Source organism: Blautia intestinihominis (assembly GCF_040096655.1).
Taxonomy (GTDB): domain Bacteria; phylum Bacillota; class Clostridia; order Lachnospirales; family Lachnospiraceae; genus Blautia_A; species Blautia_A intestinihominis.
This window is the reverse complement of sequence record NZ_JBBMEI010000082.1, coordinates 1-13,337: the sequence shown is the minus strand read 5'-3', so window position 1 is coordinate 13,337 and position 13,337 is coordinate 1. Positions and strand designations below refer to the sequence as shown.

Annotated in this window: 12 protein-coding genes; 10 read left to right on the top strand and 2 right to left on the bottom strand. The window is 41.5% G+C overall.

Annotation, left to right across the window (positions count from 1 at the left end; genetic code table 11):
* Positions 1–405 precede the first annotated feature (405 nt).
* The 4 genes from WMO75_RS16675 to WMO75_RS16660 all read left to right on the top strand — a co-directional run bounded on the left by WMO75_RS16675 (position 406) and on the right by WMO75_RS16660 (position 7,439).
* Entirely contained in the window at positions 406–1,695 is a 1,290-nt protein-coding gene (locus WMO75_RS16675; RefSeq protein ID WP_349078555.1) for a DNA polymerase Y family protein, read from the top strand.
* On the top strand, positions 1,682–2,239 hold the full coding sequence (locus WMO75_RS16670) for an NUDIX domain-containing protein (RefSeq protein ID WP_173906689.1): 558 nt from the start codon (positions 1,682–1,684) through the stop codon (positions 2,237–2,239). Before WMO75_RS16675 ends, WMO75_RS16670 begins: the two co-directional genes overlap by 14 nt.
* A gap of 3 nt (positions 2,240–2,242) precedes the next feature.
* The gene (locus WMO75_RS16665) at positions 2,243–3,175 is read left to right on the top strand and encodes an AEC family transporter (RefSeq protein ID WP_349078554.1); all 933 of its coding nucleotides are present in this window, start codon (positions 2,243–2,245) and stop codon (positions 3,173–3,175) included.
* An 892-nt stretch (positions 3,176–4,067) separates the two neighbouring features.
* Positions 4,068–7,439, top strand: a complete 3,372-nt coding sequence (locus tag WMO75_RS16660) for an EAL domain-containing protein (RefSeq protein WP_227222467.1) — start codon at positions 4,068–4,070, stop codon at positions 7,437–7,439.
* 78 nt (positions 7,440–7,517) lie between these two features.
* On the opposite strand, the gene WMO75_RS16655 is transcribed toward WMO75_RS16660, so the two are convergent.
* Positions 7,518–8,366, bottom strand: a complete 849-nt coding sequence (locus WMO75_RS16655) for an SMR family transporter (protein ID WP_022213319.1) — start codon at positions 8,364–8,366, stop codon at positions 7,518–7,520.
* A 217-nt stretch (positions 8,367–8,583) separates the two neighbouring features.
* Here WMO75_RS16655 and WMO75_RS16650 point away from each other — a divergent pair, with 217 nt between their 5' ends.
* The 6 genes from WMO75_RS16650 to WMO75_RS16625 all read left to right on the top strand — a co-directional run bounded on the left by WMO75_RS16650 (position 8,584) and on the right by WMO75_RS16625 (position 11,822).
* On the top strand, positions 8,584–8,967 hold the full coding sequence (locus tag WMO75_RS16650) for an McrC family protein (protein ID WP_349078552.1): 384 nt from the start codon (positions 8,584–8,586) through the stop codon (positions 8,965–8,967).
* Between the two features lie 75 nt (positions 8,968–9,042).
* A complete protein-coding gene (locus WMO75_RS16645; protein ID WP_022213321.1) occupies positions 9,043–9,384 on the top strand; it encodes an arsenate reductase family protein in 342 nt (113 codons plus the stop codon).
* Between the two features lie 3 nt (positions 9,385–9,387).
* Positions 9,388–10,083 (top strand): metallophosphoesterase, encoded by a 696-nt coding sequence (locus WMO75_RS16640; RefSeq protein ID WP_349078550.1) that lies wholly within the window; start codon positions 9,388–9,390, stop codon positions 10,081–10,083.
* 21 nt (positions 10,084–10,104) lie between these two features.
* Positions 10,105–10,635, top strand: a complete 531-nt coding sequence (locus WMO75_RS16635; protein ID WP_118699632.1) for a flavodoxin family protein — start codon at positions 10,105–10,107, stop codon at positions 10,633–10,635.
* Positions 10,636–10,844: 209 nt separating this feature from the next.
* Positions 10,845–11,222 carry a TnpV protein gene (locus WMO75_RS16630; RefSeq protein WP_349078548.1) on the top strand — a complete coding sequence of 126 codons (378 nt, stop codon included), beginning with the start codon at positions 10,845–10,847 and terminating at the stop codon, positions 11,220–11,222.
* Positions 11,223–11,273: 51 nt separating this feature from the next.
* Positions 11,274–11,822 carry a hypothetical protein gene (locus tag WMO75_RS16625; RefSeq protein ID WP_349078547.1) on the top strand — a complete coding sequence of 183 codons (549 nt, stop codon included), beginning with the start codon at positions 11,274–11,276 and terminating at the stop codon, positions 11,820–11,822.
* 118 nt (positions 11,823–11,940) lie between these two features.
* Here the strand turns inward: WMO75_RS16625 and WMO75_RS16620 are convergent, their stop codons facing one another.
* A complete protein-coding gene (locus tag WMO75_RS16620) occupies positions 11,941–12,747 on the bottom strand; it encodes a helix-turn-helix domain-containing protein (RefSeq protein WP_349078546.1) in 807 nt (268 codons plus the stop codon).
* Between the last annotated feature and the right edge of the window lie 590 nt (positions 12,748–13,337).

Here is a 13,337-nt window from a genome sequence, read left to right as displayed (position 1 = left end):
CTACGCCATAGCTGGATGTAATCTTCATATCTGCTTCTTAACCTTTCTATTTTATACTGATATGAGCAAGTCCTATTTGTTCTTGCACTTTCTATTATACTCTTTATTCAGTCCAATAAAACTCCCTTTTTTCTATTTTTTTATAAAAAATTTGCGTGTTTGTAAAGTAGATAAACGACAGTTTTTTGGAGCTTCCATTGTAAAAGCAACTGCTTGGATACAAAAAAATGTAAAATTTTGTAGGATGCGCCCGACAGAGCATGATATAATAAGAAAAGATTGGTATTAGTGATTTTTGTAGAGGGCAAAATGACACTGAAAGAACTGATAGAGGCATATCTGGACGTGGCAACCTACTTCGAACATATGTAAGAGATGAAACTACAGCGAAAGGAAGGGATAAGTATGGACCGTTTGATTTTTCATATAGATGTAAACAGCGCGTTTCTTTCCTGGGAATCCGTGCGAAGGATAGACCAGGGACTGCCGGATCTTCGGGACATTCCGGCATGCATTGGCGGTGATCCGAAGAAGCGTACCGGAATCGTAGTAGCCAAATCCATTCCGGCAAAAAAATACGGAATCCAGACAGGAGAACCGATGGCAATGGCACTTCGGAAATGCCCGGAGCTCGTGATCGTACAGAGCGATTTTGATCTTTATGTGAAATGCTCCAGAGCGTTCAAAGAAATCTGCGCTTCGTATACACCGATTATGGAATCCTTTTCCATCGATGAAGTTTTTCTCGATATGACAGGAATGTCCCTGCTTTATCCGGACCCGATCGCAGCCGCCCATGAGATCAAAGACAGGATACACAGAGAACTGGGATTCACCGTAAATGTAGGCGTATCTACCAACAAACTGCTGGCAAAGATGGCATCCGATTTTGAAAAACCAGACAAAGTCCACACCCTTTTTCCAGATGAGATCGAGACAAAAATGTGGCCGCTTCCCATCCGAAACCTGCTCTTTCTTGGGAAAGCATCTGAGAAGAAACTGAACGAAATCGGCATCCATACAATCGGTGATCTTGCCCGTGCAAAAGAGACTGATATCCAGGCATTATTGGGCAGCAAAAACGGACACCAGCTCCACCAGTATGCCCTCGGAAACGATGATTCTTCGGTCAAAGAACAGGCAGACGAAGCAAAAGGATTCAGCGCAGAAACCACCTTTAATGAAGATATTATCTCGCTGGAACAGGTCTTCCCGATCCTTCTGGAACAGTGCGATATAGTAGCCACAAGAATGCGCAGGCAGCAGAAAAAATGCCTGTCCGTAGCTGTCACATTCCGTACCCTGGACTTCAAAAAGAAATCCCACCAGGCAACCTTCCAGAATGCAACAGATGTGACAGACGAGATATACAAACAGGCCAAAAAACTCTTCCGCGAATTCTGGAAAGGCGAACCCCTCCGGCTGATTGGAGTAGCACTCACGAACCTTTCCGACGACGAATACGAACAGTTATCCTTATTTGAAAACACCGAAAACAAAGAACGCCACCGGAAACTGGACGCGGCACTCGATACGATCCGGCAGAAATACGGCAACGACAAGATCACCCGCGCGAGCATCATGAACAGCAACTCCGGCATCGCGCGAAAAGCCCGCGCACAGATGCAGAATGAACTCGAAACAAAACGCGGCAGACAAGCGAAGAAAGGCACAGACGACAATGGAAATATTTGACATCATAGACGAAAAAGGAAATCCCACAGGCAAGACAGTAACCCGCGAGAAAGCACACACAGACGGCATCCCTCACCGAACCGCTCACATCTGGATCATCCGCCAAAAAGATGGAAGAACCGAAGTTTTACTCCAGAAACGCTCCAAGAACAAAGACTCCTTCCCCGGCAAATTCGACACCTCCTCCGCAGGTCACATCCAAGCCGGAGATGAGCCCCTGGAATCCGCACTCCGCGAACTCCACGAAGAACTCGGCATCCAGGGCACTCCAGTCCAGCTCCAATTCGCCGGAACCTTCCCCATCTCCTTCGCCAAAGAATTCCACGGCAAACTGTTCCGCGACGAAGAACTAGCCTTCGTCTACATCTACAGCCAGCCGGTAGACATCAATGACCTTGTTTTACAGAAAGAAGAAGTAGAATCTGTAGAATGGTTCGACCTCGAAGACACCTACAAAGAATGCCAGAAATGCAGAGACAAATTTTGCGTGCCGAGTGGCGGGTTTGAAGTGGTACGGAGATTGTTGAGAGAGAAGCAGGTGTAAAAAATGCAGATCAGTTTATTATTAATGGAAGAAATCATAAAGCTTTTTGTGATCATGTTTATGGGATATACAGTTGTAAAAGCCGGACTTATGAAGTCATCGGAGAGCAAAAGCGTGTCCGTGATCATGGTTTATCTGGTCATCCCGTGCGTGATTCTGAATGCCTTTCAGGTAGAATACACACCCGATATTCAGAAAGGCCTGCTTCTGGCATGCGCGGCAGCAGTTGCAGTACATATCCTGTTTCTACTCCTCACCGCAATCCTGAAAAAACCACTCCATTTAGACGTGATCGAACGCGCAACGATCATCTATTCAAACGCAGGAATCCTCGTAATCCCGCTGGTACAGGAATTACTTGGTCAGGAATACGTCATCTACTCCAGTGCCTACATTGCCATCCAGCTCATCCTGATCTGGACTCACTGCAAAAATATGCTCTGCGAAGAAGATAAACTCGAGTGGAAAAAAGTACTTCTGAACGTAAACATCATCTCCATCATAGTCGGAGTAGTACTGTTCATCTTCCGAATCCAGCTCCCCTCCGGAGCCCAGGACGTCCTGAACATGATGAACAACATGATCGGTCCACTCGGCATGCTTCTGGCAGGAATGGTCATCGCAGAAGTCCCACTGAAAACTGTATTCACCAGAAAAAGAAGCTACCTTTCCGCCGCACTGCGCCTGTTCATTTACCCGGTGTTTGTTTTGGGATTGATGAAAGTAATCCAGACATTCGCCAGCATACAGGATTCTAAACAGATTCTTCTGACTGTCTACCTCGCCTCCATAACACCCGCCTGCGCAACCGTCACTTCCATGGCACAGCTCTATGATAAAGACGCGGCGTATTCCAGTTCGCTGTATGTATTAACGACACTGCTGTCGATCGCGACTATGCCGGTGATGGTGGGATTGTTTGAGATGGTGATGTGAGGAAATTGAATAATTGAGATTAGAGATTGAGACACTGACTGAGAGGTTGGTGTCTTTTGACATAAAAAAAGGTTGCAAAAGGCAACCTGTAATAATCGGGACGGGGAGGATTTGAACCTCCTAAGCGCGCTTGAACCAGTATTTTAAGGAGAATAGATAAATTGACCACCCCGTACGCGCCGTATACCACCAATTTATTGTTTGAACACATAGGCATCTCTCCCTTTAAAGCGATAACAATTTGTATTATCATTAAAAATAGAGTGATTATCTCCGCTGTGACTCCAAGACTCAGAAAGCCTAAAATACTGAGTTCTAACAAAATATAATAACAATAATACTGTATAATAAAATTGTTGGTATTGCAAGCGCTTTTTAGGATATTGAAGAAATGAATAAACGTAACTATTCAGTAGGTAGTATCCCGCGAGGTGTTTTGGCATGTTTTTGCCAAAATCCCGAGACATACAAGGCAAAATGCCATCACCGAAGGTGATTTGGAATGCATTTTGACTCGTAACTGTGAGGGTACTGAACAGTTACGAATAAACAATAATTGAGCCTGAATTACTTAGGATAGTTGAGTTAAAGGAAAATAAAGATGATATTAAAGTAAGTAAAGATTTACAAGAAATAAATAGAGTAATGGCATTGGATATGAATAATTATCTAATGCCAAGGACATGTATGATGTACAAGATTATGATGATCCAGAGGAGTTTTATTTTGATCATATGGACGAATTTGAAGATGTTCAGGATGCAGAGGAGTATTGGGAAGAGTCACAGTAGAGAAAATGAACAAAATCCCCGTAATCTCTGGTCAGATAAGCAGATAAGGTGTATACTAAAAAAGTTACACTTGTTTATTAAATTTATGGATGAGGGGAAATATGAAAATACAAAAAAGACTATGGATTGCATTGGTTACTTTCGGATTGTTTGCCATTGTTTTTTCCACATGGATATATAATCAGAGTACATCGAGAGAGAAGTTGTCTTTTGACGGTACTGTGACATTTGAAGCAACGCAGGAAGTGGAGGGCGAGATCAAGACAGAGAACATGGTTTTGCCGGAGGAGTTTAATGGACAACGGTCGCTTTTGTTTAAAACCACGCATACAGCTGTGGAGGTTCTTCTTGACGGTGAAGAAATTTACCAGTATGGCAGAGATGAAAATGCACCTAAATTTCTGAAATCACCGGGTTCCTGCTGGCATATTGTAGATCTTCCAGAGAATAGTGCAGGGAAAAAACTGGAGGTACGGATACTTCCGGTATATTCGAAATACTATGGAAATGAGTTTTCACTTTCTTTTGGAACGAGGGGCGATTGTGTCCTGAGAATTCTGAAAGACAGTTTCGGGATATTGCTTATCAGCTGTGGGATTTTGTTTTCTGGGACAGTCAGTCTGATTTTGTACTTTTCGAGTATGAGAAAAAAGAACAGAGCAAAATCAGTGGGCAAAAATGAGATTTTATTGAATCTTGGAATCTTTTCTTTGCTGATTGCGATATGGTCATTGCAGCAGTGTGGATTTATGCAGTTTCTGATCCCGGATGGAAGAACTCTTTATTTTGTGGATCTTTTTTCCTTTTTGCTATTTCCGGTGCCATTTACTTTTCTTTTATATGATATCTGCAAAAGCAAGTATCGTAAAGGCGCGTTATACCTGGCAATTTTGTTCCTGCTGAATATGGCAGTACAGGTCATACTTCAGTGTGCAGGAATCATAGATATTTTCCTTATGCTTCCGATGACGCATATATTAATGCTGGTTACAGTTGTCTATACATTGATGCTGATTCATTATGAGGCAGAAAAAATAGAAAATGAAGCAGCACGGGAGTTTAAGTATCCATTGTATATCATAATGGTATCTGGTGCGGCAGAACTTGCTTTGTATTATATCAGAAATTTTGAAACTACGTCCATATTCCTTCCGCTTGGAACCATGGGATTTATTGTTTCGCTGATCTGGATACAGGTATACAGATATTATGACCAGTATGTTCAGAAACAGAAAATTGTATATCTGCAGAAGATGGCAAATATGGATATGCTGACGGAAGCGATGAACAGAAATGCCTACGAAAACATGATCAAATATCTGGATGAGCAGGAAATTGAGCTGCGGACGACAGGTGTTGTATTACTTGATGTAGATAATCTGAAAGAGATCAATGACAATTTCGGACATGAAAAGGGAGACGAAGCACTGAAGCTTTGCTACCAGTGTATCCGGCGTGCGTTCAAAAATGAAAAAAACTGTTTTCGTATTGGCGGTGATGAGTTTGCATATGTGTATCATAGTGAGGAAAAGGAACAGATTCCTGGCTGCATAAATGTACTGGAACGGACTCTGAAAGAAACGTCACGTGATCTTAGTTATCAGTTGAGTATTTCAACAGGATATGCATATTATATTCCGAATACAGATATTGATTTTAAGGACATAGTAAGACGAAGTGATACGATGCTGTATCGCCAGAAACGCAGGAAAAAAGTTGCAAAGACAACGGGGACGGAAAATACATTTTCCTATATGGAAAAACATCCTGCAGAAGATATTATTGATGAAGTGATCCTCCACGAGAAAAAATATCAGGATATGCCGTTGGATGAGCTTTGCAGTATGATTGATCTTATCAGTCCTACCACCGATAATTATCCGTATGTTATAGATTTCAGGACAGATTATTATTATATTGCGCCACAGGCACTGGAGCGATTCTGTATTCCGAAAAATGCTTTTCACAAGGTAATGGAGTATCACAGAGATTTTGTCTATGGGCCTGATTATGCAAAGTTGAAAGCAGAATTTGATGATCTGCTAAGTACAGAGCGCTGTACTCACAATATGGAGTATCGCTGGATGGATCTGAAAAAAAGGCCTGTCTGGATCAAATGCAAGGGACATTTGATACGCGATGCCAAAATGAAGCCTCTTTATATGATTGGCTGCATCAATGAGATTGGTGGAAAACAAAAAGCGGACAATGTCAGCGGGTTTTTGGGTGAAACTGGTTTCCGTGAATACATAAGTAATCCGGTTCCGACCTGGAAGAAGGGATATCTGTTGCGTGTTGGAATTGATCATTTTAAAGAAATTAATGAGAAATTCAGTATGGAATATGGAGACTTTATACTGAGAGAAACAGCGGCATGTATTTCTTCGTGTATGTCAGAAAAACAAAGAGTATATAAACTGATGGCAGATGAATTTTTAATTCTGGATGTTTCCTCGGATGATACAAAAGAGGCAGGAAAACTTTTTATAAAGATCAGGGAGTCCATCGATCAGTTTGTTGAAGAAAATGATTTTGAGGTAATGTATACAATTTCAGGAGGAAGTCTGGCTCTGCACAGTTCTGAGAATATTGAATATTCAAAAGTTATGAAGCTGACAGATTTTTCATTGAATGAGGCAAAGAAGCGCGGAAGAAATCGTTGTTATATATTTGATGAAAAAGACTATAGTCGGTTTATTCGAAAAGGAGAAATTACACAGGAACTCAGAGAGGCGACAAGAAATGGATTCCAGGGATTTGTGGCATTTTACCAGCCAGTGATCGAAGCTAAAAGTGGCAGGCTCAGTGGAGCTGAATCATTGATGCGTTTTTCTTCTTCAAAGTTTGGAATGGTATCTCCAGTAGAATTTATTCCAATTTTGGAGGAGACAGGCCTGATCATTCCGGTAGGACGCTGGATGATGAAAGAAGCAATGGAAAAATGTAGTCAGATCAGAAAAGTGATTCCTGGATTTAAAGTCAATATAAATATTTCCCAGGTACAGGTATCAAAGTCAGATGTGATCATAGATATTGCAGACGAGATGGAAAAAGCAGGACTTTCACCGGAAGCAATGAATATTGAACTGACGGAAAGTGATCTGCTGGAGGGAGATATTAATACGCAGCATTTCCTAAAGGAATTAAAGCGTATGGGAATTAAACTGGCACTGGATGATTTTGGAACCGGCTATTCTAATTTCCATTATCTCAGTGAACTTGATCCGGAGATCATCAAAATTGACCGTTCTTTTACATCGAGTGCTGTGGCAGATGAAAAAGAGTATTATCTGCTGAAACAGTTCTGCAGGATGATCCATAATCTTGGCTTGAAGATTTGTATTGAAGGTGTTGAAAACCAGGAAGAATGGGCAAAGATCCAGAAGCTTGAACCAGATTTCGGACAGGGATTTTTCTGGGGAAGACCTTGTGGCTATGATGAGTTTGTAAGACAATTTATAGAGAAGAAATAAAAAATATCCGGTATAGAAACATAAGCGTTCTGTATCGGATATTTTTTTCTGTATTACATATCGAGGCACTGATGCTGGTTAAATGCTAAGCAGGAAAAGTGCCAGAAAAATGATTCCCATTGCGATCCATTTGTTAAGTGATAAACGTTCCTTAAAAAAGATCATACCTGTAATAGTAACAAACACAATGGTACCGATGTTATATACAGGATATACGATGGTTGCCGGCATTTGTGAAAGTGACAGTAGCAGAAATCTGGCGGAAAAATAATTTGGTATACCGATAAGTGCTCCCCATCCGAGATCAGCGAAAGTAAAACGCTGCTTCTTGTAAGTCTTTATAATCAGGCTGCACAGGAATGCGAAGAGAAATGTACAAAGCAGGTACAGATCCTTCAGGGATGCAGAACCACATTTGTCGTAGATGTTTGCAAGAGAATCCGTGAAACCTCCGGCTGCTAACAGAATCAATAACAAAGAAAACTGGTAAGAAACATTTTGATTTTTGACTTCGTTCGGATTCTGATTAATGATAACGACGGAGATCAGTGCAAGACAGATACCGGCAATGGAGGTAAGGGTCAGGGTTTCATGAAAAACTACAACAGCCATAATGGTTGGTACGATAACGCCAAGTTTCATAAATGTTGTTGATAATACAATGCCGTTTCGGTTTATATTGACCTGAAGCAGAATAAAATTGACAAGGTACATAATTCCGCTGATGAGTCCCATGCCTATTGGAAAAATCACTCCTTCTGAAAATGCGGATGTGTTGACACGTAAGCCAAATAATATGGCTAATAAGATACAGACAGCATAATTTGAGAGAAACATGGTCATATTGTTTCGGATGTGCTTGTCTGAAAGACGCATTGTAATTGATACGAATGCACTGAAAGTGATAGATAGTAATAAATAATACAATTTTTCCTCCCTGTGTGAAGGCAGATCCCGATGAGGATGATACCTTTTTATTTGTAAAATCAGAATTCAGTGTAACATATCAGGCGGTGGAGGGAAAGAAGTTTTTTGTGAATAGCTTTACTGTAAAAAGCTTCCATGCTATGATTATTTTTATCAATGATGATTTCTCTGAATATTGAGATAGAAGGGATTACAGTTATAGAAGCATCATTCGTATTTGGCAGAAATCCGATCTGCGCAGGTGAAGTGGAATCTGTCTGAGGGGACAGAGGAAAGTATGGTCCGTTTTCTTCCGGTAATGCAGACGGATACTCTTCTGAAATACAGAGATCAGGTGTTGATCATAGATACCAAGTATTATGAAAAAATCCTGAGAGATCATTATGATAAAGCGATACTGCATTCTGAAAATCTGTATCAGATTTTTACCTATGTAAAGAATCTGGATGTGACAGGCAGCGGGAAAGTTTTAGGACTACTGTTATATGCCAGAACAGACGAGACAATTTCGCCGGACGGAAGTTACATGATGGGTGGGAATAAGATTGGTGTGAAAACATTGGATCTGAATAAAGAGTTCAGATGGATCGCAGCACACTAGAGTTGATTAGTTTGAAATACAGAAAAAATAATGAATATACGTTACAGTAATGGAAAAGAAAGGAATGAAAATTTTATGAACATACAGATATTTGGAACCAAAAAATGTAGCGATACCAGAAAAGCAGAGCGCTTTTTCAAGGAGCGCGGCATCAAATATCAATTTGTTGACATGAAAGAAAAAGGTATGAGCAAGGGTGAAGTTACATCGGTTGCACAGGCAAATGGTGGTTTGGAAAATATGATCAACTGGGAAGGCAAGGATAAGGATACGCTTGCGCTGATTAAATATATTGCGGATGAGGACAAGCTGGCAAAGATACTAGAGAATCCGCAGGTGATCAGGACACCTGTAGTTCGAAATGGAAAACAGTCAACGCTTGGATATCAGCCGGATATATGGAAAGGGTGGAAATAGGATATGGCATTGTGGGCGATGGGGGATTTTCATCTGGCATTTTCGGTGGATAAGCCGATGGAAGTCTTTGATCCGATATGGAAGAATCATGAAAAGAAGATCCAGAAGTATGTCACAAAATGTGTGAAGGATACAGATACGATCGTGATCACAGGAGACCATAGCTGGGGGAGAAATCTTGAAGAGTGCGAAACGGACCTTAAATTTATTGAGGAACTTCCCGGGCGGAAGATCCTGCTCCGTGGAAATCATGACATGTTCTGGGACGCAAAGAAAACTGCCAGATTAAATGACAGCTTTGAGGGCCGGCTTCAGTTTCTTCAGAATAATTATTACAATTACGGAGATTATGCGCTGGTCGGAACCAAGGGATATTGTTATGAGGGAAAAGATTCAATAGAACATTTCCTGAAGATCAGGGAGCGGGAGGGGGAGCGGCTGAGGATATCGTTTGACAAAGCAAAAGCAGACGGATATTCTAAGTTTATCATGTTTTTGCATTATCCCCCGACAACCATCGGAGAGCAGGAAAGTCCATTTACGCAGATGGCAGAAGAATACGGCGTAGCGCAGGTGATCTATTCTCATTGCCATGGCAGGGAAAGATACGATGACAGCTTCAAAGGAGAAGTAAACGGAATCATGTATCGGCTCGTTTCATCAGATTATCTGAAGTTCAGGCCGGAACGAATTTTATAAAATCAGAAAAGAGGAAAAAATATGAAGATCGCAATCATCAATGGAAGTGCAAGAAAAGGAAATACTTTAACAGCAATTAATTCTTTTATCAAAGGGGCATCTGAAGGAAATGAGATTGAAGTCATTAATCCGGACAAACTGAATATCGCTCCATGCAAAGGCTGCGGCGCCTGTCAATGTCATAAGGGCTGTGTGGACAAAGACGACACAAACCCGACCATCGACAAGGTCGCAGCAGCAGATATGATCCTTTTTGCAACACCGGTTTACTGGTGGGGAATCACAGCACAGATCAAACAGGTTATCGACAAATGCTATTGCCGTGGCATGCAGATGAAAGAGAAAAAAGTCGGTATCATTGTTATTGGCGGTGCTCCGGCAGGGGATAAACAGTATGATCTGATCAAGAGCCAGTTTGACTGCATAGCAGACTATCTGGCATGGGATGTTCTGTTTTACAAACCATACTCCGCAAATGGCAAAGATGAACTGGCGAAAGATATTGAGGCGATGAAAGAGTTTGAGATGTTAGGAAAAGCACTGGAGAAATAAGTGCTCAGAAGAGAGGGGATAGTGATGATAAGAGTTTTATTCGTTTGCCACGGCAGGATTTACTGTTCAGAATAAAAAGTCTCAAATCGTCTTAAATACTTCTATAAATAGCTGTTCTTGTGTTTCGATCTCAAATTTACCAAAGATTTACCAATATTTCTGGAGAGTCAGACTTGCAAAAAACAAACCAGAATGAGGAGATTAAAAATATGAGCGAATTGAAACCAAGAATAACAGAAAACGGAATTGATTATATCCTTGTCGGAGATTACTACATCCCGAACCTGAAACTGCCGGAAGAACACCGCCCTATTGGAAAGTACGGACGGATGCACCGGGAATATTTAAGAGAAGTCCACCCATCCAGATTGAATACATTGATACTGACCGGAGAATTGTGGACATATCTTGCAGACCTGAACGAACAGGCGCAGGAACGGTTAGACACTATCATGGAACAGCTGAAAGCTGCCGAGGGCGTGACAGAGGAATTAAAGCGTACCTGTCAAATGGGATGGGTGCAGCGTTGCAATAACATCCATAACCGGGCAGAAGAAATTATTTTGCATGAGATGATTTATGCATAACGGTATGGTAGAATGATTATGACAAATTAGAATTTATGGAGGTAAAATAAAATGATGAAACTCGATAATTTTATTGGTATGATGACGGGACATTTTGATAACAAAGAGCAGTTTAATATGATGCAGGCAACAGGAAAAATATATCCTTATGCTAAGCATGTAAATACAGTCTGCAATGACAAAATAAATAATATTCCTCAAGATTTCAATGGAAAATTTGTTGTTGAAGAAAGTTACTATGAGACCAATGGTAACCGTCATGCATCACCGCACCTTTTCCTTATTACAGAAAATGAAGATGGAATTTTACTTTCCTCCTATGAGATTCCGGAAGGAGAAGACAAAAATACATTCTCATATGATTCTATGAAAAATGTTGATTATAGTGAACTGAAAAAATCTAAAAAGTTTACTCCGGCACTTTATCATGAAAATGATGGCATCTGGGAGGGAGGCAGCACAAGTCAGTTTTCACCAGTAATGACATTTAAGCTTTGGGAAAAGTTTTCTAATAGTTGTTTGGAAGTATCTGAAATTATAGAAGTTAACGGAAAGCGGACTTTTGGATACGATGATCCCATTATTTACAAACGTGTATAAATAAGTGATGAACATGGTGACAACTTCCAGTTTGTCGTTCTAAAAATTCAACTGAATAACCACAGCACAAACCGCTGCTACATGGAAGCCAACACAACCATGCAACAGCGGTTTTTTGTTACCGTTTTTTCCTTTGGCTGATAGGCGTTCCCATTTTCTTTGATTTTTTGAAAATCCGAATCAGCCAGCGAAATTCTTCGTCTGACAGATTTTTATAGTTGATACCGAGCTGCTTGCAGTAAAGGACAACCAGCTTTTCATCTCGGCTGCCCTTGAAATTTTCGACCGCTTCCAGATTTTCTTTCAGTTCATTGGCAACAGTGGTCTGGGGTGCACTCTCACTGTCCTTTTTATGGGCTTCCCGAATATCCCGGATAATCAGGTTGAGGTCATCCAGAACCATGTGACTGAAATACTCATCATCACTGATATGGGCGGCTTGCAGTACCTTCAAATGCGGGTCATCTTCGCCGGGGCGATACCGTTCAATGATTTCATGCCGGACGGTATCGACAAGGGCGTTGAGGTTTTGAATCTGCATGGTGGCAATCCCATCCACATAAATCTCAATGTCCGCAAGAAACTTAATAAAGTCCTTATGGGTGGCAAGTTCGCAGAGCAGACGGTTGTTAATCCGACCGCTTTTCAGAAGTGCTACCATCTCATCACTCAAATGCAGCTCCCTTAATGGCGTGTTGATCTCTGCCCGGTTCTCTGTCCGGCAAAAGAGATAATCGAGGGACACCCCATAAAAATCTGCCAGCAGGATAAGGTTGCCATGATTGATTTCCTTATAGTCATCTTTTTCATAACTGCCAAGAGCCGATTTTGAGATACCCGTTTGCTCTGCCAGTTCTTCCAGTTTTAATCCTTTGTTTAATCGTAAATCTTTTAGCCGTTCCTGTATTGTAGTAGCTCCGTTCATTGAAGCAGTTCCCCCTTTCTGACGACATTTATAACCGTTGAATTGATTATACCATATCAATTCCGCAATCGTGGAAATTTCTGATTTTTACCCTTAATTCCTACTTTGTGGACATACGGCACAGGGCACAAAAATGTTCTATGATACAGGTAGTTCATCGATGGATTATTCCAATCGAATGACCAGCCTGTGTGGGATATGCTTCCCCGGCGATGTAGCGCCATGAATTTTGGCAGGGATGTGGAGGAACCCTGACCAAAACGAGCGTACCAAAGGGAGCGATACGCCGCTGTGAGATTCAGGGGAGGAACGACACCGGGGAGAACTGGCGAACTGACACCGAAATGATACCGAAACACGACAATCTGATAGGGGGACAGTCTACCCTATCGCTGATACTTCGGGAGATTTTAAGCGGCTCTATGGCTGTAATTTTACCGAAAATCGCCCCGAAACCATACACTAAAACGGGAGGAAGCGCAATATGCCGAGAATGAGCAAAAAGAGGAAGCATGAGCTTTCCTTTTACCTCAATGACCGGGGGCGTGTCACTTACAACGAATTATGCCGGAAATGCCAGCATGGGTGCA

Bases quoted from the DNA above. Each gene is read 5' to 3' on its own strand.
- WMO75_RS16675 (WP_349078555.1), top strand. From the start codon at position 406: ATGGACCGTTTGATTTTTCATATAGATGTAAACAGCGCGTTTCTTTCC.
- WMO75_RS16670 (WP_173906689.1), top strand. From the start codon at position 1,682: ATGGAAATATTTGACATCATAGACGAAAAAGGAAATCCCACAGGCAAG.
- WMO75_RS16665 (WP_349078554.1), top strand. From the start codon at position 2,243: ATGCAGATCAGTTTATTATTAATGGAAGAAATCATAAAGCTTTTTGTG.
- WMO75_RS16660 (WP_227222467.1), top strand. From the start codon at position 4,068: ATGAAAATACAAAAAAGACTATGGATTGCATTGGTTACTTTCGGATTG.
- WMO75_RS16645 (WP_022213321.1), top strand. From the start codon at position 9,043: ATGAACATACAGATATTTGGAACCAAAAAATGTAGCGATACCAGAAAA.
- WMO75_RS16640 (WP_349078550.1), top strand. From the start codon at position 9,388: ATGGCATTGTGGGCGATGGGGGATTTTCATCTGGCATTTTCGGTGGAT.
- WMO75_RS16635 (WP_118699632.1), top strand. From the start codon at position 10,105: ATGAAGATCGCAATCATCAATGGAAGTGCAAGAAAAGGAAATACTTTA.
- WMO75_RS16630 (WP_349078548.1), top strand. From the start codon at position 10,845: ATGAGCGAATTGAAACCAAGAATAACAGAAAACGGAATTGATTATATC.
- WMO75_RS16625 (WP_349078547.1), top strand. From the start codon at position 11,274: ATGATGAAACTCGATAATTTTATTGGTATGATGACGGGACATTTTGAT.
- WMO75_RS16620 (WP_349078546.1), bottom strand. From the start codon at position 12,747: ATGAACGGAGCTACTACAATACAGGAACGGCTAAAAGATTTACGATTA.